This is a genomic window from Methylomonas sp. 2F7, from assembly GCF_057126975.1.
This window is the reverse complement of the sequence record NZ_CP195203.1, coordinates 136,787-163,506: the sequence shown is the minus strand read 5'-3', so window position 1 is coordinate 163,506 and position 26,720 is coordinate 136,787. Positions and strand designations below refer to the sequence as shown.

Annotated in this window: 24 protein-coding genes; 4 read left to right on the top strand and 20 right to left on the bottom strand. The window is 53.3% G+C overall.

Translation table 11 applies throughout. The features are described from left to right. Positions 1-2 precede the first annotated feature (2 nt). The 7 genes from ACR64Q_RS00790 to ACR64Q_RS00760 form a co-directional block, all read right to left on the bottom strand. Entirely contained in the window at positions 3-4,715 is a 4,713-nt protein-coding gene (locus ACR64Q_RS00790; RefSeq protein ID WP_313733274.1) for a YCF48-related protein, read from the bottom strand. A 180-nt stretch (positions 4,716-4,895) separates the two neighbouring features. Next, positions 4,896-5,408, bottom strand: coding sequence for an aspartate carbamoyltransferase (locus ACR64Q_RS00785; protein ID WP_313733273.1), 513 nt, complete (start codon positions 5,406-5,408; stop codon positions 4,896-4,898). A gap of 122 nt (positions 5,409-5,530) precedes the next feature. Next, positions 5,531-5,950 (bottom strand): phosphate-starvation-inducible protein PsiE, encoded by a 420-nt coding sequence (locus ACR64Q_RS00780; protein ID WP_313733272.1) that lies wholly within the window; start codon positions 5,948-5,950, stop codon positions 5,531-5,533. Between the two features lie 9 nt (positions 5,951-5,959). After that, positions 5,960-6,991, bottom strand: a complete 1,032-nt coding sequence (locus ACR64Q_RS00775; protein WP_313733271.1) for an urease accessory protein UreH domain-containing protein — start codon at positions 6,989-6,991, stop codon at positions 5,960-5,962. A 34-nt stretch (positions 6,992-7,025) separates the two neighbouring features. Beyond that, positions 7,026-8,876 (bottom strand): multicopper oxidase family protein, encoded by a 1,851-nt coding sequence (locus tag ACR64Q_RS00770; RefSeq protein ID WP_313733270.1) that lies wholly within the window; start codon positions 8,874-8,876, stop codon positions 7,026-7,028. 101 nt (positions 8,877-8,977) lie between these two features. Next, a complete protein-coding gene (locus ACR64Q_RS00765) occupies positions 8,978-9,904 on the bottom strand; it encodes a sulfite exporter TauE/SafE family protein (protein WP_313733269.1) in 927 nt (308 codons plus the stop codon). A 13-nt stretch (positions 9,905-9,917) separates the two neighbouring features. Then, the gene (locus ACR64Q_RS00760; protein WP_313733268.1) at positions 9,918-10,610 is read right to left on the bottom strand and encodes an MBL fold metallo-hydrolase; all 693 of its coding nucleotides are present in this window, start codon (positions 10,608-10,610) and stop codon (positions 9,918-9,920) included. 297 nt (positions 10,611-10,907) lie between these two features. On the opposite strand from ACR64Q_RS00760, the gene ACR64Q_RS00755 reads away from it, so the two are divergent. From ACR64Q_RS00755 to ACR64Q_RS00745, 3 genes are all read left to right on the top strand, one after another. Next, positions 10,908-12,263: a sigma-54 interaction domain-containing protein gene (locus ACR64Q_RS00755; protein ID WP_313733267.1), complete on the top strand. Its 1,356-nt coding sequence runs from the start codon at positions 10,908-10,910 to the stop codon at positions 12,261-12,263. Positions 12,264-12,371: 108 nt separating this feature from the next. Next, on the top strand, positions 12,372-12,557 hold the full coding sequence (locus ACR64Q_RS00750; RefSeq protein WP_026603121.1) for a hypothetical protein: 186 nt from the start codon (positions 12,372-12,374) through the stop codon (positions 12,555-12,557). Next, complete coding sequence (locus ACR64Q_RS00745) at positions 12,551-12,847, top strand: type II toxin-antitoxin system RelE/ParE family toxin (RefSeq protein WP_026603120.1); 297 nt, start codon at positions 12,551-12,553, stop codon at positions 12,845-12,847. Before ACR64Q_RS00750 ends, ACR64Q_RS00745 begins: the two co-directional genes overlap by 7 nt. 40 nt (positions 12,848-12,887) lie before the next feature. Here the strand turns inward: ACR64Q_RS00745 and ACR64Q_RS00740 are convergent, their stop codons facing one another. The 3 genes from ACR64Q_RS00740 to ACR64Q_RS00730 are packed head-to-tail and all read right to left on the bottom strand — an operon-like array spanning position 12,888 to position 15,854. After that, positions 12,888-13,676 (bottom strand): F0F1 ATP synthase subunit gamma, encoded by a 789-nt coding sequence (locus ACR64Q_RS00740; RefSeq protein ID WP_026603119.1) that lies wholly within the window; start codon positions 13,674-13,676, stop codon positions 12,888-12,890. Then, positions 13,673-15,142, bottom strand: a complete 1,470-nt coding sequence (locus ACR64Q_RS00735) for a F0F1 ATP synthase subunit alpha (protein WP_026603118.1) — start codon at positions 15,140-15,142, stop codon at positions 13,673-13,675. The genes ACR64Q_RS00740 and ACR64Q_RS00735 overlap by 4 nt, the downstream gene beginning before the upstream one ends. Continuing rightward, complete coding sequence (locus tag ACR64Q_RS00730) at positions 15,102-15,854, bottom strand: F0F1 ATP synthase subunit delta (protein WP_409521204.1); 753 nt, start codon at positions 15,852-15,854, stop codon at positions 15,102-15,104. The genes ACR64Q_RS00735 and ACR64Q_RS00730 overlap by 41 nt, the downstream gene beginning before the upstream one ends. A 270-nt stretch (positions 15,855-16,124) precedes the next feature. On the opposite strand from ACR64Q_RS00730, the gene ACR64Q_RS00725 reads away from it, so the two are divergent. After that, positions 16,125-18,233 (top strand): acyltransferase family protein, encoded by a 2,109-nt coding sequence (locus ACR64Q_RS00725; RefSeq protein WP_313733265.1) that lies wholly within the window; start codon positions 16,125-16,127, stop codon positions 18,231-18,233. Between the two features lie 33 nt (positions 18,234-18,266). On the opposite strand, the gene ACR64Q_RS00720 is transcribed toward ACR64Q_RS00725, so the two are convergent. From ACR64Q_RS00720 to ACR64Q_RS00675, 10 genes are all read right to left on the bottom strand, one after another. Continuing rightward, positions 18,267-18,533 carry a F0F1 ATP synthase subunit C gene (locus tag ACR64Q_RS00720; RefSeq protein ID WP_020483596.1) on the bottom strand — a complete coding sequence of 89 codons (267 nt, stop codon included), beginning with the start codon at positions 18,531-18,533 and terminating at the stop codon, positions 18,267-18,269. A gap of 2 nt (positions 18,534-18,535) precedes the next feature. Then, positions 18,536-19,225: a F0F1 ATP synthase subunit A gene (locus ACR64Q_RS00715; protein WP_033193929.1), complete on the bottom strand. Its 690-nt coding sequence runs from the start codon at positions 19,223-19,225 to the stop codon at positions 18,536-18,538. Between the two features lie 174 nt (positions 19,226-19,399). Further along, positions 19,400-20,479, bottom strand: a complete 1,080-nt coding sequence (locus ACR64Q_RS00710; protein ID WP_313733264.1) for a lytic transglycosylase domain-containing protein — start codon at positions 20,477-20,479, stop codon at positions 19,400-19,402. A gap of 136 nt (positions 20,480-20,615) precedes the next feature. Continuing rightward, on the bottom strand, positions 20,616-20,891 hold the full coding sequence (locus ACR64Q_RS00705) for an AtpZ/AtpI family protein (RefSeq protein ID WP_026603113.1): 276 nt from the start codon (positions 20,889-20,891) through the stop codon (positions 20,616-20,618). 2 nt (positions 20,892-20,893) lie between these two features. After that, on the bottom strand, positions 20,894-21,304 hold the full coding sequence (locus tag ACR64Q_RS00700) for a F0F1 ATP synthase subunit delta/epsilon (RefSeq protein ID WP_026603112.1): 411 nt from the start codon (positions 21,302-21,304) through the stop codon (positions 20,894-20,896). Continuing rightward, positions 21,301-22,671: a F0F1 ATP synthase subunit beta gene (gene atpD, locus ACR64Q_RS00695; RefSeq protein ID WP_313733263.1), complete on the bottom strand. Its 1,371-nt coding sequence runs from the start codon at positions 22,669-22,671 to the stop codon at positions 21,301-21,303. The genes ACR64Q_RS00700 and atpD overlap by 4 nt, the downstream gene beginning before the upstream one ends. A 637-nt stretch (positions 22,672-23,308) precedes the next feature. Next, positions 23,309-23,614: a hypothetical protein gene (locus tag ACR64Q_RS00690; RefSeq protein ID WP_483823260.1), complete on the bottom strand. Its 306-nt coding sequence runs from the start codon at positions 23,612-23,614 to the stop codon at positions 23,309-23,311. Positions 23,615-23,715: 101 nt separating this feature from the next. Next, a complete protein-coding gene (locus ACR64Q_RS00685; protein ID WP_313733261.1) occupies positions 23,716-24,612 on the bottom strand; it encodes a CPBP family glutamic-type intramembrane protease in 897 nt (298 codons plus the stop codon). After that, a complete protein-coding gene (locus tag ACR64Q_RS00680; RefSeq protein ID WP_313733260.1) occupies positions 24,609-25,337 on the bottom strand; it encodes a 16S rRNA (uracil(1498)-N(3))-methyltransferase in 729 nt (242 codons plus the stop codon). Before ACR64Q_RS00680 ends, ACR64Q_RS00685 begins: the two co-directional genes overlap by 4 nt. After that, the gene (locus ACR64Q_RS00675) at positions 25,337-26,707 is read right to left on the bottom strand and encodes an adenosylmethionine--8-amino-7-oxononanoate transaminase (protein ID WP_313733259.1); all 1,371 of its coding nucleotides are present in this window, start codon (positions 26,705-26,707) and stop codon (positions 25,337-25,339) included. The genes ACR64Q_RS00680 and ACR64Q_RS00675 overlap by 1 nt, the downstream gene beginning before the upstream one ends. Between the last annotated feature and the right edge of the window lie 13 nt (positions 26,708-26,720).

Below are 26,720 nucleotides of genomic sequence, written 5' to 3'. Positions count from 1 at the left end.
GCTCACTGCGGCTTATGGATTTCCAGGTTCTCGATGAAATATTTAAACAGTTTAGTATCGTCGTCACTCGGCAACCCAAACTGTCTTTTATGTTCAGCAACTATCGATTGCAACTTTAGATAGCATTCTGTGCCATAGGATTGCACTTTCAAATTCTCTAAAAATGTATCCCAATTTTCGGGACTATCTTCACCCAAATAAAAATGCAAAGCCGCCAACGCCACCAACTGCGCTTCACCGTGTTCACCAGTCGTTTTCGGCCAGCGACTGGCGAAGCAGCGCAGTCGGTTTAAAAAGGCTTTCACGGTACGCGGCGAATTGATCTCCGGAGGCTGGGATTGAGTTTGATGAATTAGCGGGTACCAGATCCGCAACGCTGCGGCAAACTCCGGGGTGTCCTGAGTTTGCCTTGGTCCGAACCAATCCCGACCAAAAGCCTTGTAAGCCATTTCCAGATAGTCCACCAGCCAGTTTCGGGCTTTTTGGTTGACACCTGCCCACACCAATCCTCCGGCCACCAACATAGACAACAGTAACAAGCTATAGCCAATCCGCTGCGGCCAAGGCGTCAGTTGCTCTGGATTGAAATCGGCACGAAACGAAGTAATGCCGGATTCGGCTTTAAGTTTGTCGGATATATCGGCGACAGGCTCGGCGTTGGTTTCCACTGACTTAGCCGCTGCTGCCACCGACTGTGTTGCCAAAACCGGCGGGGTTGACTTGCCAGGTATAGGCTGACTGGCGTGATAAGCCGCCCAAGCCATCGCGGCCAACAGGACAAAAACCTGCAATGTCAAAACCAGACCATTGCTAATTTTTTGTAAGCGCTGATCGCGTTGACCTAGACCATCCTCCTCGCCGCCGTTGCCGGTTAACAGGTTCAGCATGGCCTCGCTACCGGCGGTAGGCACCGGCACTTCGATATTGATCAATTTTTGCAGATAAAATCGCGCCAGGCTGCGTGGTTTCCGGGCTGGCGCAGTTTCGACCGGCGCTCCAGCAGCCGCAGCACCATTGTCGTCAAATTCGTGCAAGGCTTCCGCGAGTTCCTTGAAATGCAGTTTGACGTTTGCCAGTACATATTTAGGAGCGATACCCATCACGATGAATAACTCGCCGCTGCTGACCAAGAAATTACAGGTCTCCAGCACCCGCAGCGCATGCTCGCGGCTGCACCGGTCGAGATCGTCGATAAATAACACCAACCGCCGCCGCCCCAAAAGCTTGGTCAAACGCTCGAAGCGCCGTTCCCAGATTTGCCGGGTACCCACCGGCTCGGCAGCTTCTATAACGCCGGTTTTGCTGATCGCGGTTTTCAACAAATCGGTGCTGGCCAATCCAAACAACGACGCCCCCTTGACCACCACCACACCAGCCACGGTAGTCAGCACCGTCAACAAAGCTGTCAACCAGGCCGGCAAAGCAAACGGCGCTTTGCCGGGGCTATGTTCCAGTTGCTTAACGATGGCTTGCTTGCGCTCTTGAGTTAATTCATGCTCGAGTACTTTCCCGGCTTGAGCCAGTAACTCGTCGTCGCTGGCGAAGGCGCTTAAGGTATCTTTGCAATTTGCCGGCTCTTTGGCTACGCCGGAGACATCCGCATTCACCAAACATTGCAGTTTCTCGCAATCGGCAGGGCTAAACAGCTGGTCAGCAGGGGGCTTGGCTGGATTGGTAACGTTACCCGCTTGGGCACATAAGCGGGCGTGGCCTTGTACAGTCAACACCGCCGGCTGCTCCAAGCCGGCCAGATGGGAAGCGAAGTGCCACACCTGATTTTCTTCCGCCTCTTCATGAAAATACGCAAACGCCGCCAACCAGCAAAATCCGGTCAACAGCGCAGCCGCCAGCAACTGTAACCAAAAACGCCGATGCGTCAACAATCGCAACCGAAACCACAGGCCCGGCAACAGCCAAAGCCATAGCGACGGCGTAGCCTGCCGACGCACGCATTCCAGAATGGAGCCCAGCACCTGTTGTTCCTCCTGATGATGCCAGGCGTTGTACCAGACCGGTCGTAAACCCTCACGGCGCAATTCGGCTTGCAAATAATTCATCACCGAGCTTTTGCCGCTGCCCCAATCGCCGGTAATCGCCAGGGTCAATGGCGGCTGGGTGTTTTCGTTGCGCAGAAACGCGGACAAATCCCGAGCCAACTGCAAACTGCCCAGATAGTCCTTGCTGCCAGGCCCGGTGGGTTTATCAGAAGCAGCGGTGGGATTGATGCCTAAGTTGGGATCATGGGCTTCCGGTTCGCGCAGTTCGGTCAACTGCAAGCGCAAACCACGGCTGAACAACAGCATGATCGGCAACCAACTCAAGTAATACCAGGGTGCCGGATAGCGCTGATAAGGCAATACCGGATCCTGCCAATGTTCGCCGCCGTCGCTGGTCGCGAGTAGGGTGCCGGCTGTGCCGACGGTCCAGGCATATCGGCCTTCGTTGTCGGCATCTATATCAATCAAGTTTACTGAGGTATTACTGTTTTGCGCCTGCCATGTGCCACCGCTATTTGTAGTAGACACTACCGTGCCGCCGACACCGACTGCCCAACCACGACTGCCGTCGCCGGCGAAAGCTGATCCTCTGAGATTCTGTTGGGTCGTACTCACTTGAGCATGCCAATTTTTTCCGCCGTCGGATGTGGAAAAAATTGCCCCCTTAGAGCCGACAGCCCAACCGTTTATATTGTCGGCCTGAAACTGAAGATCGAGAATACCTACCGTTGAACCAATCACTTGCGATTGCCAAGTCAAGCCACCATCCTCAGTAAAGTCCGACTTACCGCTGACGTCGGCCAGCCAACCTCGCTGACCATCCTCCGAAAAATGCATGGCAAAAAGTGTTCCCCATATATTAGGGTCAAGTTGCCAGTTTTTGCCTCCATCACGGGTGACCAGAAGCCCCCCGTCACCCGCGGCCCAGCCGTGCAAACCGTCATTGAGAAATTGCACTCTGAATAAGAATATCTTGGTGTTGTTGTTTTGAGCACGCCAATTTTTCCCAGCATCGCTGGTAGCAAAAATAACCCCATTGCTACCGGTCAACCAGCCACGTTGACCGTCAGCTAAAATGTGCAAGCCAAATAGGTCTTGATGGGTTTGAATTTCCTGCATTCGCCAATTTCGACCAGCATCGGTACTGGATAAAACTGCGCCATCAGCACCAATTACCCAGCCAAGTTGACGATTATTCATAAATTGCACACTGCTAAAAACCTTCTGGCTTGCAGCCTGCCAACTATTACCACCGTCAGCGCTGGCAACTATAGTTCCGTCGGCACCGACGGCCCAACCGTGCGAACCGTTCTGAGAAAATTTAACGTTACGCAACTCACCGGAAGTTCCGCTGGTTAGTATTCGCCAGCTTAGTCCGCCGTCAGTCGTCGCTACGAGGGTACCGTTGGTGCCAGCCACCCAACCCCGTAAGCCGTCTTTTAGCAAGCGGACGCTACGTAGAAATTGCGACACTTGATTGGGTTGCGACTGCCAAGTGTTGCCTCCATCCGTGGTGGCAACGATGCGCCCACCCGTTCCCACGGCCCAACCGCGCCGATTATCGATAAAATCTACCGATTGAAAAATTTGATTGGCATTTTTAGCTTGAGCTTGCCAAGTTTGACCGCCGTCTGCGGTGGCAAGTATGGCCCCAAGATCACCGACGGCCCAACCATGCAGTTCATCGGAAAACGTCACACTATTCAGATGCGACCCGGCAACACTCGCCTGATTTTTCCAACTTTTACCGCCGTCTGCGGTAGCCAGAATGACACCCGCCTGGCCTACTACCCAGCCATGCGCAGGATTGACGAAATGCACGCTGTTCAATATTTCCTTCGTTCCGCTGATTTGGAGCTGCCAGCTTTTGGCGCCATCGGCGGTAACCAGAATCACACCATCTTCGCCGACCGCCCAACCATTAGAGGTGTCGACGAAATACACGGAATATAAATTGGCGAGCTTTGGGTCCCGTCCAATCGGCTTTTGCTTCTGAACGGGTGGCGGCGAAACGGAGTCGCCCGCCTTCTCGACTGTAATTGCTTGAGGCAGGTTTTTTGAAGTGGGCGCCGTTGGCTCGTTATTGGTCTTTGGCGCAGCTAGTTCTTGCTCTAGCGGCGCACTCGGCGCCTTTTGGACTGGCGACTGGTTTACATAATCGAGCGCAGGGTTTATCTCCCTGGCAGCATTTGCCTCACCGCTGCCGGTTTTTCGAATGCTTAAAGGCGCATTGTCGAGGTTAGTCGGGGCCGATTGCTGTTGTGGTGGGTAGGCCCCCGGCATCCCGGCTTGCGCTTCCTTGATCCAAAAACCGTCGGTCTGCGCCAGCGGCACAGCTGGCGCAGCGCCAATTTGCCCTTGCTGCCAGCTCACCCCACCGTCCTCACTAAACACAATTAAACCGCCGTCACCGACCACCCAGATATGCTGGCCATCTTCGGAAACAGCCAGATCATTAAGATTCCCAGCAATCGCCGGCAACCTCCGAAAAGCGTTGCGCTCGACGGGGTAAGCCCAATAATTCCAACTCAACAATTTGGGTTCAGGGCGATAGGCGTTGCGGTGCGGCGCTTGCTGGAAGGCGATGACGGTAGAGAGCAAGGCTAGCATCAAGGCCCAGCCTAACCAGAATCCAGGGCGGCTCAGCCAATGCAGGGGGAGCATTTTTGTAACCGCAGCGTCGTTACCCGCCGCGTGTTTTGTCGCCAGTCCGGACATGTCGTCCCCCTTATCGCCGTTAGATAAGGGCTTTTTAACAACAAAATCGCCGCAAGGAAAGGCCAATCGAATGGCACTATTTCACAGCGAATCGATTCCTGAGTTTGCGGGCAGATTGAATCAAGAATACACCTGGCTATTCAGCAGGTGTTCAGTGACGACTTTCCGTCTTATTAACGATTAAGGCTGGTGGTGGCCGTGGTGCATATGCTGTCCGCCGGGCACTGCGTGGCGAGCGTGGTCGCTGAGTTGGGCATCGAAATAGCTGTGTATCGCTGCTATTAACTGTTTATCTTCCGTTCGATACTCGATTTCCGCACCGTTCGGCAAATCCCGATAGGCAAAACTGACTTTTCCGGCGGCAAGCGCCAAGGCTTTTAGCCCCGGCATATCATCGCCATGAATGCGGCGCGGCCCGGAAAAATCGCCTTTGGCAAACCCCGAAGCCAGTTGCGCCAGGTGGCTGCGGGCCAAATTGATTTGCTCAGTATCCGCAGCATCTTTGGCAATGACTTGCTGGATGCCGCCGGTGTCGGTTTTATTAAAAATATGTAAGGTTTTTTCCAGGTCAAACGGCATGACATGGCTGCCGCGCTCTTGCACTTCGTCCAGCCGCGCCGGATCGACCGGTGGAATGGCCCGGGCAGCGCTGACCGCTAGCAGTAAGGCAGTTAGCAAGAGTGTTTTTTTCATCCTAATCGTCCTGTGTGAATGAGCCACGCCCACAAAATATTCGAGTTGAATCGGGCATCTGCTTTACCAAACACCCGCGCATAGCCGCCGAAATCTGTCGAGATTGCGGTTGAATTGATGTTTTACGATTCGTTGCTTGGCTTTCGAATAATCACTGTCGATAAGGCCAGCAATAAAATGCCGCCGGACACTAATAAAATCCCCATATCGGCCTGGTGATGGGCCTGAATGTCGGCGATTAACAACCGGGCCAGCGCGGTGATGGCAATGTAAATCAGACAGCGCACCGGCATCAGATTAGTTTTGAAATAAATGCCGACCATCGCGCCCAATTCCAAATAGATGAACAGCAGCAAGATGTCACCGATGGTGGCGTGGCCTTGCAACATCATGCCGCCGTAAGCCACCACCGCCGACCAAACAATACTGGCGCCGATGACAAACAAGGCCAAATAATGAAAAACTTCGATCAGCAAGTTGCCTATTTCGTCCGCCAGTAGTTTGGCTTGCTCGTTCAATTGTCTGAAACGGTGAATATCCAAGATTTTAACTCACTGAACGGGTTGGGTATGCGAGGGCATCGCTGCGGACATCTGGCCTGCTTGGACGATTTTCAAGCCGCGTTGCGCCATCATGACACCCATCGCGATAACCAATATTGCGGATACCTTGACGAGCTGACGCATAAATACCGGCGACAATAAACTGGCGAAAAACCCAAAACCGAGCAACGGCGCCAAAGTGCCGAGGCCAAACCAGAACAGAATCAGCGCGCCTTGCACCGGGTCGCCGCTGCCGGCGGCCATCACATACATGGCCTGTAGCGGCCCGCAGCCCAGCAATAAGCCCGTCAACAAGCCGGTACGCAAAGCACTGCGTGGCTTGCGCATTTCGTCTGCAAGCTGGCGATTGACTGCCTTGGGCATGCGCAAAGTAAAGCGGCGCAAGACGGCAAAGAAGTTGAGCATCTTCAGACCGTACAGCAACAGAAATACGCTAGCGGCTAAAGCCAGCCCGCCTCGTATCTGCGGGGTAATAGCGATGGTGGCGCCTAACAGGCCAAACCCAGCGCCGAGGGCGCTGTAGGACAAGGTCTTGCCGAATGCGTAACTTAAATGCGCCAGCAATTGGCGGGTTTTGGGTTTGGCGGGATCGGTATAACCCACTACAAAACCACCACACATGCCGATACAATGAAAACCCGTGAGAAAACCGATGGCCAGCAACACCGCTTGATCCATATGCGGTGTGATTTGCTGCATCACGCCCGGCATCAAACTCTTGCCCCAGAAAGTGACGCCACCGACCAATAGCAATAACAACAAAAAAATCAACAGGCCTTTCAGCTTACCGTTAGCAGCGGGCGGCGTCAGTGCCACCCCGTAACCCTTAGCACGAATGGCTTGGTACAGCGCCGCTTCGTCGGCAAGCTGGTCGTCGAATTGCACATCAACCGCCGCTCGCGTATAGCTGACTTCCACCGTTATCACGCCCGTTAAATCAGCCAGCGCTTGGCGAATGGTGTCTTCACAACCCGCGCAGTGCATGCCCTCGACTGTTAAATGCCTGTTGATTATCGTCATATCCCGCTCCCTGACAATTGGCGTCTCGTTCAGATCATACAACCAAGAAATCGCGCATCATGCCCATATCTTCGTGTTCCAGATTATGGCAGTGATACATGAACAAACCTTTGAAATCCTGGAATGGCTTGATGATTTTTACCCGCTCGCCCGGCATGACCAGCACTGTGTCTTTCCAGCCACCTTCGATGAAACCATCTTTAACCGTGGCGTAATCTTCGCCTGCGTTAGTGGCTATGGTCCGGCTGAGGATTTGAAAATATTGGCCGTGCAAATGAATCGGATGCGCCATAGACATCATCATGCCCATGCCACCGCCCATTCCCCCCATGCCGCCCATTTGATGACCGCCGGCTTCATCGCTATCGCCGCCGTGGCGCATGCCCATCATACCCATGCGCCGATGACCGCCTTCGCCTTGCTTGTTATCATCATCGTGCCGCATGCCACCCCTCATGCCCATGCCGCCCATTTTGTGGCTGCCGGAATCGGTTTTCTCTGTACTGCCGTGCTCGCCACCGGCTTTATCGCCGTGCCCACCACCGCCATGCGCATGAAAAATCTCCATCAATTGAACGGTGTTCAGTGGGATGCGCTCGCTCGGCAAGATGTCGTTATAGGCATAAGGCCGGCCATTTAAGACCATGCGCATTGGTCCTTCCGAAATAGCGATAGGCACCGGTTTAGCGGGATTGGCCGTGTCGCTTAAACTGTAATGGTGAATTTGCGCCAAACTGTTGGCTAATTTCGGACTGTCACCCACCTGCCGGGTGACTTTTACGGTAAATATCGGATAATCACTACCCACCGGCAAGGTACTGCCGTGCATCCCCATGCCGCCCATGCGACCTTTTTGACCTGATCCGCCACCCATCATGCGTTCGGCCATCCCCGGCAGCACACCGGAAAAAGAACGGCTGCGCAACACTAACTGAGAGCCGACTTTACGCCCGCTGAAATCCGCCCAAATGTCCAAACGCTCGCCGGGGGCCAGCATCACGTAAGGTTTATTGACCGGAGCCTCCAGCAAACCGCCATCGGTGCCGATGACGGTGATGGGCGATTTGTCGTCCCAAGCCAGTTTGTAGATGCGCGCCGTTGAGCCGTTGAGGACGCGGAACCTATATGCCCGACTGGCCACGTCGAGCTGAAAATTCGGGTGACCATTGACCAAAATCCGGTCGCCGTAAAAACCCATCATCCGATCGCGCATGTGACGCACGTAGACGAGTTGGTTATTGTCGTCAAACAATTTATCTTGAATCACGATCGGGACTTCGTATTCGCCGCCGGGCAATTCCAAACGCCGCTCTTCCTCGTCGTTCACCAAAATGGCGCCCGCCAGGCCATGATAAACCTGTTCCGCCGTGGTGTTGTGCGGGTGAGGGTGGTAGATATTCATGCTGGCGCGATTGAGCATTTCAAACTCATATACAAACACTTGACCGCTATCTATCGTGTAAAGCGGATGACCATCTACTTCGGCAGGCACGTGTAAACCATGCCAGTGCGTAATGCTCGGTTCGTTAAGCTGATTATGCAGATTGATTCTGATCTTTTGGCCCTTTTCGAAGCGCAGCACCGGTCCCAAATAAGAGCCGGGAATTTCGGTTAAGGTTTGCGCCGGTCCCTTCACCAATTTGGCAAAGTATTGCTGCACTCGCGTGGGCTGACCGGGCAAAATTGCTACAGAGCCAGGCTTGCAGATCAAGTCCAATTCCACATCCGGATGAAAATTGGCCGAAGCTTTTCGCGGTGACATTTTCGGCATGTCGCCCATGTTTTCCATGGCCCGCAACCACGCGGGCGTTGCCGCCCACGCCATTAATCCGGCTCCACTTTGCGCAAAAAAGCGCCGACGGGACTTATTGAATGAATAAGACATATACCCTCCTCAAACGATTTTTATAGTTATGCACCAAGCGGTTAACACCGGATGGCTAATGTGACGGTCTAACACAACCATCAATATTAGTCTAGCCTAATTTACAGGTGCTGCCGAGGCGGCATTGGCACCGCTTCTATACGCGGTTTACGGCTATGAATACGATTGCCGATTAGGCCTAGTGCCAAAACGGCAGCTAGGCCGGCCAACACCCGTCGCCAGGCAAGTTCGTCATCCTGCCACACCGCTAACGATGCCAACAGTTGCCAACTCACGGCGTTAAACAACACGTAAACCGCCACCACCATCACGAACCAGCCGAACCCGCGCCGTAACACCGCCGCACTAATAAAATTGGATAACCAACCACCCAGAAAACTGCCGCATACCGCACCGGCGGTGACCAGTATCATCAACTCGATATCCAGCTGTGCGTGATTGGCGTAACCGCTCAAGCCGGCGGTGGCGTTCATCACAATAACCAGTAACGAGGTACCGATCGCCGCCGGCATCGGCAAACCCACCAATAAGGTCAATGCAGGCACGATCAAAAAGCCGCCACCGACCCCCACTAACCCGGTCAAACCGCCGACCAAAACCCCATCGAATAACAAACGCAATATCGGTGTCTGTAAAGGACACATTGGTAATGCCTGCTCAATAGTTGTCTCGCTAGGCGCTTTCTTGAAGATCATCGCCAGGCCGGTCAACAAGGTAATCGCCCCAAAAAACACCATTAGCCATTCGCCGGAAAAATGCCCGGCCAATCGACCGCCGCCAAATGCGCCTAGCATGCCGGCCAAACCGAATACCAGCGCGCTTTTCCAGCAAACATGGCCGCGCCGCGCATGCGGAAGCAATGCCATCAGACTGGATACGCCCACCACCACAAATGAGGTGACAATGGCTGTCTTGGGCGGCACATGCAGCACATATACCAGCATCGGTACCGTCAAAATTGAGCCGCCGCCGCCCAACAAGCCCAGCAGCAGGCCGATACAGATTGCCAAGATCAGCGTCAGGATCATCGGTTAACTCCGCCTACTCGGCCAGCGTCCCACAAGACTGATTGGCCGGCAGCGCCTGATCGATAAACTTGGGATACGCCAGCTTCAATTCGCTCATGATCGCTATGAACTCAACACGCGTGCGGCCTTGACCCACGCGGGGGTTTTTAGCCATTTCCTGTTTGATAGTAGACACGGTATTACCCTGGTAATCGTGTCCCGGATAAACCAAGGTGTCAGGGGGCAAAGTAAATAATTTGCCGGTGATACTGTCGTAAAGCTGGCCGGCATCGCCTTGCTGGAAATCGGTACGGCCGCTGCCGCCGATCAGCAAGGCATCGCCGGTAAACACCCGATCAGCCATCACATAACTGACGCAACCGCCGGTATGGCCGGGGGTATGCCGCACCTGGATATCCAAATCACCCACTTGCAACAACACGCCGTCGGTGACTAGCAAATCCGCGCAGAGCGCGCCTGCATCCCTATGCACAACACTCTTACTGCCAAGCTTTTCCCGCAACAAACCGGCACCGGTAATATGATCGGCGTGCACATGTGTTTCCAGGGTGTAAATCAGTTTTAGATCTAAGCTTTGCAGTAAATCGAGATAAATCGGCAGCTCCGAAGCGACCGGATCGATCAGGCAGGCGCGACGGCTACGTTCACAGCCCAACAAATAACTGTAGGTGGAGGTTTCTGTTTCGAAGAGTTGTCTGAAGATCATTACCAGCCTCGTTTATCGCAAAATAAGAAGAATATAGGGTTTGTATATCAATACTCGTGCCAGCTTATCGGCAGCCTTTATCTCCGCACTACTTATAAAATCAGCTCTGCAGAACATGGGCTAAATACAGATAGACCTTTGTTTTAAAAAACAATTTTATTTTTCACCTATTAGAATGATAAGTCGATAGATTCTATAGTGTGGCCTCGCAATGGTTACAGATGATGTTTCAATATGAAATACTGAAACAATGCTGATACACTTGAAACATCAATGAAACAAACTGAGATTTAGCGCATGGCATCCTCCTCGCCCCTATTCAAACGTTGGCTCGGCCAAATCGGCGCCGATCAAGTCGTAGAAGTGTTGACCGACTTATTCGAAAGCGGCGCGGCCTTTATCGTGGACAGTAATAGCGACATCTTGCTATGGAGCAAAGGCGCCGAACAATTGTTCGGCCTGAGCGCGACCGAGACCATCGGCAAGCCTTGCAAGACCGCACTGAATTGCGACAGCGACAACGACCCCTGCAACCTGGCCGAACTCGGCATCGTCAAGTCGCAAGCGGTACGGATACATCGCCCGGATGGCCGGACGCTGAATTGTTATCGAACCGCCCGCGCCTTCTACGACAGCAATGGCGGCTTCGCCGGGGCGATTGAATTTCTGCAAGCGCAAAGCGACACAGCGCCCGAGCAAAAACCGGACGACAGCGACAGCTTTCACGGCATTCTGTCGCGTGACCCGGCGATGAAAGAGGCCATCAAAATTATTCGCAACGTCGCCGAAACCGAAGCCACCGTGTTGATCCGCGGCGAATCCGGCACCGGTAAAGAGATGGTGGCACATGCGCTGCATTTGGAAAGCCCGCGTCACTATCAACCCTTTCTGGCCATCAACTGCGCGGCCTTGACCCCCAGCCTGTTGGAAAGCGAGTTATTCGGCCATGTGAAAGGCGCATTCACCGGCGCGGTACGTAACCATGCCGGCCTGTTTCAACGCGCCAACGGCGGCACGCTGTTTTTAGATGAAATAGCGGAACTGCCATTGGAACTGCAAGCCAAACTATTGCGCGTGATACAAGAACGCAATTTCATCCCGGTCGGCGGCGATAGCGCCGTCAGCGTCGATGTGCGGATTATCGCCGCCACGCATAGATCGCTGCGCGAAGAGGTCAAGGCCGGCCGGTTTCGAGAGGATTTGATGTACCGCTTACGGGTCGTGCCGATCTTTCTGCCGCCGCTGCGCGAACGTCGCCAGGACATCAGCCTGTTGCTGCAACATCTGATAGACCGGCATAACACCCAAGGCCATCGCCATATCGACAGCATCGCGCCGGAAGCGATGCGCCTGCTGTTGGATTACCGCTGGCCGGGCAATGTTCGGGAATTGAATAATGTCGTCGAATACGCTTATGCGGTGGGCCGCGACAGCGAGCTAAGCATAGGCGATTTGCCGCCCGAGTTCCGCGAGCCGCTTAGACCGACAGCAACGATTGACCAACACCTTACAGCACGCCCGAAAAGTCAAAACGAAGCGGAATTGATCCGAGAAGCCTTGGAAAATAACCCGGACAATCTGGAACAGGCCGCGCAATATGCGGGGATGAGTCGGGCGACTTTTTGGCGGAAGCGGCGGAAGTATGGTTTATAAATTTGCTTTATTGGCGGGTTAATCGCGTCAACGCCACGCCAATATCGTATTGACGTCCTATTGATTGCGTCTTATGGTGTAGCTCCATTCATCAATGGGAGTCTATTCATGCAAACACCCACTCTAAAACAGGAAGCGCTGGAATCGATTGACCGTTTGCCTGACAACGCAGACATTGACGAAATCATGTATCAGCTTTACGTCGTCGACAAGTTACGTAAAAGCCGCGAAGCTATCACTGAAGGCCAATTCATTCACCAAGAAGAGTTAAAGCGCGAAATCGAACAATGGTGATTGTTTGGTCAAAACCCGCGCGCGAAGACCTCCACTCGATACATCAATTTATTGCTCGTGATTCCAAACTCTACGCAAACCGCGTAACGCAAGACATTCTCGCTAAAGTGGATGTCCTGGCGACCATGCCAAAGCTGGGCCGGACAGTTTCCGAAATTGGCGAGGAAAATGTGCGCGAAATCGGCATATATTCATACCGGATACTTTACGAAACAATCGGCGAAACCGTTTATATCCATGGCGTAATCCACAAGCGACGAGACTTCAAACAGGAAGATCTGCAACGCTAATAAGCTATGAATAGCTCATATTAGACTACAGCCGAATTATCTAACGCCGACCCACCATCAACTCGATTTCCTCGACGATTTCTTCCTGGCGCAGCCGATTGCGTTGTCGTTGTAATTCTTCGCCGCCGCGCTCAAGATGTCGCAACGCGGTTTCCATCTGCATCAGCCGCATGTGGTTTTCCACCCGAATCGAGCGCAACAATAAGGCCAGCAGGCTGTGAAACAGATAATGTTCGGCAACGCCTTGGGCCACTTCCGCCGGCGGTGCGAACGTCAACGGCGGGTTTAGCCTGGCGCTACTAGCCACATCAGACAGCGGCCAAAGACGTTGGCTGCGCGCACCTTGTTCGTCACGCACACAGGCTATCAACCCAAACTCGACCCCGCGCAGTTCCGCGACCGCCGCCAGAATACTATCTATCGCGGCCGGCGCATCCAAACCGCCGTCGGCACCGCGCAGCCGTTGCAATGCGGCGCGCTCCTCAACCATTTGGTGCAGGCGTTCACCAACTAGAATCAATGGGCCTTGCTGAGTGGATTCTGTTCGCCAGTAGCGCATCACGTCTTCGTTAAAGCTGCCGCAAAAGCCGCGCACGGAACCGAATAACAGCCAGATGTCGTTGGCGGGCGAGCTTAAAGCCGGCTCCGGCAAGCTATCGGCCAAATCGGCCAAGGCCGTCTGCAACGATTGCACGACTTGTTGCTGCGCGGCCTCGCGCCTACCCACTTTCCGCAGCTCAGCCAAGGCAAAACTGCGCATCGCGCCGAGAATGCCGGACAAATCGTCGAACAAGGCTAATCGCGCCTCAACTTCCCGACGCTGGCTCATGTTTTATCCGCCAATAATTGCCGCAACGCTGACAACCATTGCTTTTTAGGTGAATCCAAGATCAAGGTATCCGGCAATTTTACAAGCAGCTCCGCCAATACGCCGGCCGCCTGTTCCGGCTTGAGGTTTTCCAGCAAGCCCTCGCCATAGGCCAGCAGCCAGGCCAGATGGGCTCGTTCGGACAAAGGTTGCAAGCGGTCCTGTTTCAATATTTCCCGCAGCAAGCGACCGCGTTGCAGTTTTTCCTCGACACCGGCTTCTAAACGCGTACCGAAACGGGCGAAAAGCTCCAGCTCCAGAAATTGCAAATAATCCAGCCGAATATGCGCGGAAGCGGTTTTGATAGCCGGATGTTGAGCCTTGCCGCCGATGCGCGATACCGAACGGCCGATGTCGATGGCCGGCAGCATGCCCGCCGCGAACAGCTTGCTTTCCAGATAAATCTGGCCGTCGGTGATCGAAATCAGGTTGGTGGGAATATACGCCGACAGCTCGCCCTGGCGAGTTTCGATGATAGGCAAGGCCGTCATGCTGCCGCCGCCATATGCCGACGACAATACGGTGGAACGCTCCAGCAGCCGGGAATGCAGATAAAAAATATCGCCAGGATAGGCTTCGCGGCCAGGCGGCCGTTGCAGTAGCAGCGACAGCTCGCGATAGGACTGGGCGTGGCGCGTCAGATCGTCGTAGACCACTAACGTGTCGCGGCCCATGCGCATCCAGTGCTCGGCAATTGCGCAACCGGCAAACGGCGCTAGGTAGCGAAAACCCGGCAAGGCGTTGGCTTCGGCCACTACCACCACGGTATAGGCCAGCGCATCGGCCTGGCGCAGCACTTCTATAGTACCGGCTACGGAAGAACGCGGCTGTCCGATCAACACCATCACACACAACACATTACGGCCACGTTGATTGAGCACGGCGTCCAGGGCCAGCGCGCTTTTGCCTATGCCGTCGTCACCGATGATCAATTGGCGCTGGCCCTTACCGATCGGAATCAGCGTATCGACAATCTTGCAGCCAGTATACAAAGGTTCGGAGACGAAATCGCGCTCGATGATGGGCGGCGCGGCAGCTTCCAACGAGCGAAATTGGCGCAATTCCGGTGGCGGCAATCCGTCCAGCGGACTGCCAAGCGGATCGACCACCCGCCCCAACAAGGTATCGCCAACGCCAATTTCCAGTTTGCGGCCGATATGCTGCACGGCCATGCCGGCGGTGACGCCACGGTTTTGCGACAACAAAATCGCCCCCAGCACTTCCCTGCCCAACTGAAACACCAGACCGGTACTGCCGTCGTCGAAACCGATCAATTCATCAAGCCGGGCAGTGGGCAACCCGCGTATCCAGGCGATGCCGTCACCGATGCCGGCCACGCAACCGCGCTCGGATAGACGCAGGCCAAATTGGTAGGCTTTAACCGGCTCAACCATGATTGGCTTGGCGCCGGAAAAACGCCAGCTCATCTGCCAGATTAGCGTGCAATTGGCATTCGCCGACTATGGCGCGCAGGCCGGAAATCAAGGCCGGGTCTTCCTTGAACGTGAGTTGCAAGGTTTGTCCGGCAGCATTCGACAGGGTTTCCGTCACTCGCGCTTGATCGGCTTCGCTCAACGGGTGCGCGCTAAGCACCTCGACCGCAGAAGCGGCAATCAGCATCGCCGCCGCTTTGCGCAGTGCAGTTTGTTCGCTATCCGGCATATTCAGCAGATCTTGCAAAAATACCTCGACAATAGTCTGCGTCAACTGCGGCGACGCCAGTCGTTGCAACATCGCCGCTGCCTGTCCATATGCCGCGCCCGCTGCTTCCCTTATCAAAGCGGCTTCCCGTGCCGCAATCAGCGTCTGGTTGCGGACCCGCAATTTAGCCTCTTCGTCAGCAAGCGTCTGTTTCAGATTCTCCGTTGCAGTATTGCGCAACTGAGTTAACTCTTCGTCTAGTTGCCGGCGACTGGCTTCTTGTTGTTGATTCCAATCGGTTAGCCGTTGTTCGTATTGTTGGCGCAGGGCTTCAGCTTCGTTGCGCAACTGTGCGGCCTGCTCGGTTTCATCTTTGATGCGCTGCTGCCGGGCATCGAGCATTGCCAGCACCGGGCGATACAGGAAGCGTTGCAGTATCCACACCAGGACCAGGAAATTGAGGATTTCCAGGATAAAGGTTGTCCAGTCGAATTGCATCATGGATGGGTAACCCGTTTTGTTGGATATGAACTTGCGGCGTTGTTCCGAAAAAACCGCCGATTTTTTGTTTCTCCGCTATCTTAAACCCCGCAATGGCTTTGATGTCTGAAAATTTAGCCCGCGTAGCTTGCCGTTTAGGCACGTCTTGAGGCTCGAATACTTACGGCTTAGAATACTGCCCGACTTTCCGGATTCGAGCCTGCCCGACCACCTAAGCCAGGGCAAATAAGACGAGAAGCCCGAACCAACTCAGCATTTCGTTACCCTATGACCACTTTGCAAGAACATCTGTCACACCCCAAGTATCGGCCCGATATTGACGGCTTGAGAGCCATTGCCGTTCTCTCGGTTATCGCCTTTCACGCCTTTCCCAAGAGCTTGCAAGGTGGATTTATAGGTGTAGACATCTTCTTTGTGATTTCAGGCTATCTCATCTCGACCATCATTTTTCAGAACCTGGAAAAGGGTACATTCAGCTTCACCGAATTTTATGCCCGCCGCGTTAAGCGAATCTTCCCGGCACTGATTCTGGTCTTAGTTGCGTGTTATGTCTTCGGCTGGTTCGCGCTGTTTGCCGACGAGTACAAGCAGTTGAGCAAGCATATTGCCGCCGGCGCGGGATTCGTTTCCAACATTGTGCTATGGAGCGAGGCCGGCTATTTCGACAACTCCGGCGAGACTAAACCGCTGCTGCATTTGTGGAGTTTGGGCATTGAGGAACAGTTTTACATCGTCTGGCCCTTGTTGCTTTGGTTTGCCTGGGAGCGGAATTTCAATCTGTTGACCATTACGGTTCTGATTGCCATCGTCTCTTTCGGCCTGAATATCACAGGCGTCATCGCCCATCCTGTCGCGACGTTTTATTCTCCGCAAACCCGGTTTTGGGAGCTGTTATGCGGTAGTTTGCTGGCTTGGATGACGCTCTACAAGAAGGACTCGTTCTCTTCTATCAAACTGAAGCTCGACGGTTGGCTGGCTTGCGCGGTTTATCGACACTCTCACGCCGCCGACGGCAAGACGCTGGCCAACGCGCTGTCTATTCTGGGCATACTGCTGTTGGCCTTCGGCTTTTTCATCATCAATAAAGATTTCAATTTCCCTGGCCGTTGGGCGGTGATACCGATGTTGGCTGCGGTCATGATCATATCGGCCGGACCCAATGCCTGGGTTAATCGCATCGTCTTATCCCACCCGCTAGCGGTATGGTTCGGCTTGATCAGTTTTCCATTGTATTTGTGGCACTGGCCCCTCCTATCTTTTGCGCAAATCGTCGAGACCGAAGTGCCCAGTATGAATATCCGCGCCATTGCGGTGTTGCTGGCCGTGGTATTGGCTTGGCTGACCTACAGACTGGTGGAAAAACCGATACGTTTGGGTAGTCACAGCAGAGCCAAGACGGCGGTACTGCTGCTGTTGATGCTCGGTATCGGCTATGTCGGCTACGCTTCATATTCTCGGGATGGCCTGGAGTTTCGTAAAGCCGATGCGCAGACCAAAACCAAGATGTATGCCGACGTGAACGGCACAGTACTTTACAACACGCCGGAGGACTGGGTCGATGAGCGCTGTAAGGGGGTATTGGGAGGGGCCAGTTACAATTATTTGATGTGTCGCTTTACCACGGCTACGCCAAAAACGCTGGTGGTCGGCGATAGTCATGCCGCGCAATTTGTCTACGATTCGATTACCAAAGGCTCGAACGATCTGGCATTGGTGGCCGTCAATGGCTGCCTGCCGTTTATCGATCTGGTGAGCATTAATCCCACGGAAGAATTTGCAGAAAAATCGACCAGATGCCGGGTAGTCGTGCCAATCGTGCTGAAGCTGTTGAAGGAATTCCCATCAATTCAGCGCGTGGTGTTTGCGACCAGAGGCGCAATGTATATCGAAGGTTCTGGATTCGGCAATACCGAAACAAAAAACGTCTATCGGATTATTAAAAGCCCGGATGATGTATTAGCGGAAAATTACAATCAATTTGTTTCCGGCTATGTCGCCACCATCAATGAGATTTTAAAGCTGGGCAAATCGGTGGTTTTTATTGAAGACGTTCCGGAGATTGGGGTAAGTGCTAAAAACTGTGTGGACGAGCGCCCACTGCGTATTACCGAAAGAGCCCTGCCCGAGTGCGATGTCTCCAGAAAGTCTTTTGAAGAGCGGAATATAAACTACAGAAGAGCGGTCGATGCTATCGATGCCGCCACGCATAAGCGGATTAAGATTTTTCCCGCCTACGAATATTTATGCGATGAATCGACTTGCGGCGGCATGCACGATGACATGTCTTATTTTTACGACGACGATCATCTATCCATGCGCGGCAGTAAGTTTATTTTCGACAAATTCGCCGAATGGCTGAGCAAAGAGTCCAAGTAACCGAATGGACCGCTCTATGTAATCTGACGTGGGTCATTTTAAAAAATATTCCAATAACGGGTTTCTAAACAACACGATCAGGGCCACCACCAAACAATATATCGCCAACGACTCGATCATCGCCAAACCAATGAACAACGTACGGGTGATGGTTTTTTCGGCTTCCGGCTGACGCGCCAGGGCTTCCAAAGCGGCGGCGATGGCCTTACCCATTGCCAGAGCCGGCAACATCGTCCCAAGGGCGATCACCAGACCGGCCACGCCGGTGGAAATCATGCTGAATAAATGGATGTCGTTCATGGCTATTCCTCGGGAATGGCGGATGGATCGGATTCGCTTGGTTCCAACGCACCTGCGATGTAGATTAGCGCCAGCATACCAAAGATATAGGCCTGCACCACGGCTTCGATCACGTGCAGCATCAACAAGGGCACCGGCACCAGGAAGCCGGCAATCAACAGCACCAGCAAGGCTGCCATTTCCAGACTCATGATGTTGCCGAATAGGCGGATAGCCAAGGCCAGCGTGCGAGTAAATTCGCTGATGATGTGGAACGGTAACAGGATGATGCTGGGCTCAGCGTAATGGCGAAAATGCTGCCGCCAGCCGCGATCTCGAATCCCGAACCAGTGCGTGGAACCGAACACCAGCACCGCCAAAGCGGCGGTAGCGGACAAGTCGCGGGTGGGCGCATGTAGTTCCGGAATTAAACCCACCAGATTGGCGACCAGTACAAACAGCCATAAGCTTGCCACGAACGGCAGCACCCGCCGCACCGACACCGCCGGTAAGACTTCGGCAATCGCGCCTTCTATGGCCACGACCACCGCTTCGAGGAAATTTCGCAATGAGGATGGCTGACGACTGAAGCGCAGCAACAGAGTTAACAGCACAAAGCCCAGCATCACCCCCCAAGTAGTGACTACTGTGTTACTGATCGCCAGTGGGCCGAGTTGAAAAACAGTGTTGGCGACAGATTCTGAGTTGTTCATGTCCGCACCTCGATAAACGTAAGGGCATAGCCGAGAGCCAGCCTAGATACACAACATTTTGATTTAGTCGGGCTGCGCTCTGCTCTGCCCAAGCTACATTTGACTCTTACGATAGCACTCTTGGAGAGGGCATTTGCGCTCCGCCCGGAAAACGGCCGGAGCACTAAGGTTAACTTATTCGACAGCCAGATATTGGCCGGGGGCCAACGGACTTTCGTAGCGGACGCCTTCCCGGAAAAACTGTTCGGGGTTGGAAGCAATTTCGCGGGCGGCCAGGAATTGCGCATAGTAGTTGCGGGAAGCAAAACCGAAGGCGGGACCGTCATAAGAGTCTACGATACGCACGAAATCGCTGCCGACTTGGTTTTGTGCACGCTTCATCCCGCCGATGCCGTGGTTGTATGAAGTCACAGCCGCCGGCCAATCACCAAGCTTACCGTAAGCGTAACTCAGGTATCGGGCCGCGCCGTTGGCGGAGACGAAAGGATCGTAACGTTGATCGACACGATCACCGCCGGGCATGAAGGTTTTGGCGGCGGCTTTGGTAAATTGCCACATGCCGACCGCGCCGGCGGAAGATTTGGCGGACGGTTGAAACGAGGATTCTACGTGCGGCAGATAAGCCAAGTCTTCCGGCAAACCGGCATCGCGGAAGGTCTTTCTAAACTGCAAATCATAGCGGCCGCTGATCTCCAATCCGCGTTTGAAACGCTCACGCGTGCCGCGCTGCGAACGCAGTCTGTCGCTAAGGCCAGGCAATACGCTGTTAAGTGATCTGCCGTTACTTTCCAGTTTGGCGATCAATTGCCTGTCGTTGGCGTTCAACGCCGCACCGTAACGCACTTTACTTTCCAATTCGGCCAGTTGCGCTTTCCAGTATTCGCGCCGCTGGCTGATGATGTCTTTTTGCTCTGATGTCAGGCCTTCCCCGACATAGCCCGGCAAGGTCATCACTTCGTAGACGACATCCAGATAACGATCATCGTGAAAAGCCACTTCGGAACGTTGCCAGACCGCATAGGTTTTTCGCCAGAAATCCACCGCCGGCTCTAACGCTGCGGGTTTTGGGAAAGTCCCCGTATAAAACGCTGGTTTATATGGGGTCGGTTGCGGTTGATAAGCCGGTCGTTGTTGAGCGATATTCGGCCTAACCGAAACCATTTTATCTCGCTTTACAGGCGAACTGCTGGTGCAAGCATTGAGTAACAACAAGGCTAATAAGGGAAGAGTTAAACGCAGCAAGGGTGGTTTCATTTTGGTCTGGGTATTGGATGCAACATTGATCGATGTAAAGTTTGCTACGCCGAAGAGTCGTAAAATATTCCTCGTGTATTTTCAATAAATAATAGCGCTCATTTCGAATTTTCGTGAAGAATAAATCCGAAAAAAATTAGCTTTTTTCCTGCAAAAATCGAAAAACGTTATAGGCACCAACCACAATACCCAACACAATCAAACTGACCGTCCAGCGTACCGAATAACCAGCAGCCAAAGTATCCAGCCAGCGCCCCAGATAAGCGCCGGCGACGATAGGTACTACAAACAGCAAACCCAGCGTACCGCCGTAAAACAACATGCCTACCCAAGTCGCTGGACGTCGCGTTTTTTCTTCCAGGCGCCGCAGATCGCGGCGGGTGTGTTCGATTAGTTTGTTGCGAAAACTCATGTCTATATTCCTGCTGATCCGCGACTACTCAGTTCGGCTAGGCGTCGCACCAAAGAACGTTCGATTTCCGACAGCGTAGCCCGCGCGGTGTGTACTTCGGAATCAGCCTGGGCCATTTCCGCCGCAAGTCGTTCGCAGATGGCATCGCGGTCTTCGCCGAGAAAATAGCGTACCGTAGTCACAGTAAGTTGATTGTCGGCAAAGCGCAGCACACCGCTGGGCAAGGCCAAATAATGCCAGACACCGGCTTGATCGCTGAAACGGGCCAGCCCGTATCTCAGCAAGGCCACGCAGTGAATATGTCCGGCCAAAATCCCGAAACTGCCGTCGGCATCGGCGCCGATAAACTGGGTGACGGTATCGAAATGCTCAGCGCCACGACTATCCAACAAAGTTAACGCAAAACCGTTCATGCCGACATTGCGCCTTTCATATAGCAATCGGCTTCGCTGAGCTGGTCATATTTGCCGTCCATAAATGCTTCGCAATCGGCGATGGTTTGCGCTAGCGGCACCCTTACGCCCGGCATGCCGGTATGGTCGGCAACGGTGGTAAACGGTTGAGTCAGATAGCGTTGCAAGCGGCGCGCTCGTTCGACGATACGGCGGTCTTCCTGCGAGAGCTCTTCGATACCGAGCATGGCGATAATATCTTCCAACTCCCGATAGCGCGACAAATGCTCGCGCACAGCTCGGGCCACCTGATAGTGCAGGTCGCCCAGGATATGGTGATCCATGATCCGGCTGCTGGACCGTAAAGGATCTATGGCCGGATAAATGCCTTTTGCGGCCTGTTGCCGGGACAGGATCACCACGCTATCCAGATGCCCAAGGATGGTAGCGACCGCCGGGTCCGACATGTCATCGGCCGGCACATAAACGGCCTGCACCGAGGTAATGGAGCCGGATTTGGTGGAGACGATACGTTCTTCCAGCGACGCGACCTCGGTCAGCAAGGTCGGTTGATAACCGACCGTGGCCGGCATCCGCCCCAGCAAACCGGAAATTTCGCTGCCGGCCTGGACGAAGCGAAAAATATTGTCCATCAGAAACAGTACTTCGGTATCCAGCGTATCGCGCAAATACTCGGCATACGCCAAAGCGGTGTAACCGACATGAAAGCGCACGCCGGGTGATTCGTCCATTTGCCCGTAGACCAGCAGTGCTTTGGGTAATACGCCGGCATCGGCCATTTCATGCCAGAGTTCGTGGCCTTCACGCATGCGTTCGCCGACACCGGCGTAAACCGATACGCCTTGCATCGCCACGCTGACCGCGTGCATGAACTCCATCATCAGCACGGTCTTGCCGACGCCCGCCCCGCCGAACAGGCCGGTTTTCCCGCCACGCACGAACGGACAAAGCAGGTCAATGACCTTGATGCCGGTTTCCAGAATTTGCGAGGCCGGTAGCGTATCGGACAGTAAGGGCGGAGCTGAGAGAATATTCCGGAAAGTGACGTTAGGTAATGGCTGGCCACCGTCAAGCGGGTCGCCGAACACATTCAGCATGCGACCCAAACAACTGGGATCGACCGGCACATTGAGAGCGTCGCCACGGTCGAACACCGGCATGCCGCGAAATAACCCCGAGACCGAATGCAAAGCAATCGCCCTAATCAGCGTAGGCTCCAGATGCTGAAACACGACCAGCACATAGCGGCCCGCACCGTTCACCACATCAAGCGCCTGACCGATTGGCGGCAGATATTCGCAACGCACATCGACCACCGGCCCCTGCGCGGCCTCAATGTGCCCCACCTGATTCATCTCGCCTGTCATAGCAGCACACTTCGACGCATAATCCCCCTAAAGCACTTGGACTAGCATATTTTTAGATTCTTGCGCCCAACAACGAAAAAAGCTTGCTACGGAATCCTCACTGCTTGGATAATCGCATTAGATATTTCGCATATTTGCACTATGTCGCAATCACCGATTAGCGCCGGTCTCCCGGTGTTAGTTCAGGAACTTTGGACTTTATCACATTGCCCTAACCGCGGAGTGTTGAAAAATGCCGGCGTTCCAACAGAAGGCAACAAATATTCCGTTTATCCTCAGCAGCGATTTTCACGAGAAAGAGGGGGAAACATGAAACCAAAGGCAACGCAGTTAAGCTTTTGCTCAAGGTGCGGGGATGAAATTCCGCCAGACGAATTGCAATTTTTGCCAAATACTTCGCTATGTGCTTTTTGCTACAACACGCAGCTGGAATGCAGGGATATCCATAACTCAAGCACTAAAATATCCCAACCCGTCTTAACCTTAGTCCCGCAAAACCCAAAGGTTCAAGACAGCAACGCGGCCTAACCGCATCAATCCGGTAGCAAAAGCACTTAAACGCTGGCAGCCACCGGACTGAAAAACTCTATCATCGCTAAACTTTACAAAAAGCATCCGGCTACTGCATTCGGGTTGCCTACTGTTTTATGTTTTTATAACCTTCCTCACTTTCACGCATGATTTTTTGGCCTTCCTCAACCAGATTGCGGCCTTCGTCGATCTTTATCTGACCCTCACGTTGCATCACTTGTCCGCGTTCGACCATTTGCTTACCTTCCTGCCAACGGCTACCCAACTGCGCAATGCCCTGACTATCCCGCAACATTTGCTCTCCGGACAAAATTTTGTCCGCCTGCTTTATCGGGGCGGCCGGCTCGCTAGCACAACCGGCAACCATTAAAGTTAAGAGAAGAACGGAAGTATTCGGTCTGACTCTGCGCATAAATATGTCCTCTTATGATGCACTGGAAATGATGGGGAGAAATATTGCAAAACACCTTGGTATCTGGCAATCATTTTTTCAAGTTGGTATAAAGTTTTGGTCTAATCGCCGCGTCCAACTTTACCTTGCCTCTTAGACCACAAACCATAAACGATTAACGCCGATACCAACCAGCTGCTTACCAGAGGGCCCACCACGCCGTCGTAATAGGTGTTGACCAGAAACAGCGAATCGGCTTGTAAATTGATGTTGAACAAATCTCTACTCACCTTAATTTGCCACACCCAAGCAGCATGACAACCGATACATAGACCCAGACTTTGTGGCAGGCGGCTTCTGAGGATTGCTAAAAACACCCCCACCACGAATAAAGCCAGCAAAGCGCTGAGTATGGCCGGATTCAACCAGTTGGCAAACGCTTCGGCCATTAATTTCAAACCGCTACTCGGTGTTAAATCGACGTAAACAAATTGCGTCTTACTTTTTAGAAAATGTAAGCCCGCATAATAGATAGAGCTGATTATAACGGCAGCCATAATTGACATTTTCCGGCGCAAACCACCAAGCAGCAAGCCGCGAAATAGTATTTCTTCGCCGACGGCAATCAGCATCGCAAAAAACAAACCCAAGCCGATTTTTTCCGCGATTTTGCCCGCTGTCCAATGGCGGGTATCATCCCAGACATGAACATCCAGCCAATACAGCGTCAACAATACCGGCAGCAAGGTCAACAAACCCAATGCCAGACCTTGAGCCATTTGTTTGAAAAATATCGTTTTGGGCGCGAATCCGAAGTCTGCCCAAGTGAATTGCAGATAGTTCTTTAGCGGAAAAATACTCAGCAGCAAAAGAACCAACGTAATTTTGCTGATGACTTTTGCCAACGGCAAAACGTCGCCGGCAAGCCACAGCAAACCGTACCCCAGCATGCTCGCAATCATGGCGGCAATGACCAATATAAGCAACGGCACCAATGCATAGACAAACCAGCGGATCAACGAAAATCTCCCCACAAGGTTTGCACAGCGGTCAATGCCGATAACACCGCGGTCTCGGTACGCAATATCCGAGCACCCATTCGCACCGGCACGAATCCTGCTGCCTTGGCAATTTGTCGTTCTTGCTCGCTAAAGCCACCTTCGGGTCCGGAGAGCAAGGTAACACAGGAGTTTTCCGGTTTCAGGTCGGCAAGGGATTGCTCGGCATAGGGATCGAGAAACACGCTTAATCCTTGCTGCCCGCTCACCCAATCGGCTAAATTCGCTATCTCGCCAATTGACGGACAGTAAGTTCTTCCGGATTGTTCGGCCGCGTGCTGGACAATATGCTGCCAATGTAGGAGGCGTTGCTGTTTTTTATCGTCGTTGAATTTGATCACGCAACGCTCGGTTACCAAGGGTGTCAATTGCGTCACACCTAGTTCAACGGCTTTTTGTACCGCCCAGTCCATCCGATCACCGCGAGAAATGCCCAAACCCAGATTGATCGCCAGAGGGGATTCGACATTACGCTCAACGAACTGCTCGATTTCGACGCGAACAGTCTTACGGCTGACTTCGCTGAAACGGCACAGGTATTCGCCGCCTTCCCCGTTGAACAATACGATGCTCTGGTCCTGCTTTAAACGCAGGACACTGCGCACATAATGGGCCGCGTCTTCATCCAGTTCAATGCGCCCGCCAACATTTAGCGGTGCGACAACATATAAACGAGAAACCCGCATTAGTCCTGTACCGCCAGTTGGATGCCCTGCCAAGCGACGTCTGCCATCAGTTGTATCTCCTGCTCGTTAATGACATAAGGCGGCATGAAATAAATCACATTCCCTAGCGGCCGCAACAACACGCCACGACTCAAAGCATAGCGATAAACTTTTAAACCGCGCCGCTGTTGCCAAGGATAGGCTTCCCGGGTTTGCTTATTTTTAACCAATTCTACAGCGACGATCATGCCAGTTTGCCGAACTTCCGCAACGTTGGGATGCTCGTTAAATCGCTCTACCGCTTTGGTCATTAGCCCCGCCAAATACCGATTGTTAGCTATCACATTTTGCTGTTCAAATATCCCCAGCGTCGCCAAGGCCGCCCGACATCCCAATGCATTGCCGGTATAGCTATGCGAGTGTAAAAACGCGGTTAGATTTTGATAGTCGTCGTAAAAGGCTTGATAGACCTGATTGCTGGTCAATACCGCGGACAAGGGTAAATAGCCGCCGGTCAGGCCTTTGGATAGGCAGATAAAATCCGGGCTGATGGCCGCTTGCTCGCAAGCAAACAAGGTACCGGTACGGCCAAAGCCCACGGCAATCTCGTCGGCAATTAAATGTACCTGGTATTTATCGCACGCTTCACGCAGTAATTTTAGGTACACCGGATGATACATGCGCATACTGCCGGCGCATTGCACTAACGGTTCGACAATCACCGCGCAAACGTCGTCAGCATGTTGCGCCAAAGCTTGCTCTATGGCGGCGAAACGACGAATGGAGTAGGCCTCCCAGCTTTCGCCCTCTTCTCGATAGTAACAATCCGGGCCAGCTACCGTGATCACATCCATCAACAACGGCGCGTAGGTTTCCTTGTATAACGCCACGTTGCCAACTGCCAAAGCCCCCAGAGTTTCGCCGTGATAGCTGTTTTCCAATGTGATGAATTTGATTTTTTGAGTTCGTCCGAGATTACGCCAATAATGAAAACTCATCTTTAACGCAATTTCGACCGCTGACGAACCGTTATCCGCGTAAAAACATTTATCCAAACCGGGCGGCGTGAGTTCCACCAGCTTTTCCGCCAGTGTTAGCGCGGCTTCATGGGTAAATCCGCCGAGGATTACATGCTCGAGCGTTTCAAGCTGCTCTCGTAGCGCTTGATTGATAATGGGATTGGCGTGACCGAATAGATTGACCCACCAGGAACTGATCGCATCCAGATAACGGTTACCTTCGAAATCCTCTAGCCAGACGCCTTGTCCGGATTTGATCGGGATCAACGGCAACCCATCCGGAGCAGAAGCCCGCGGATCGTGGTCCTTCATCTGACTACAGGGGTGCCAGAGCACCGCGAGATCTCGCTGAACGATAGTTTGATTATTCATAGCTTGCATAAAA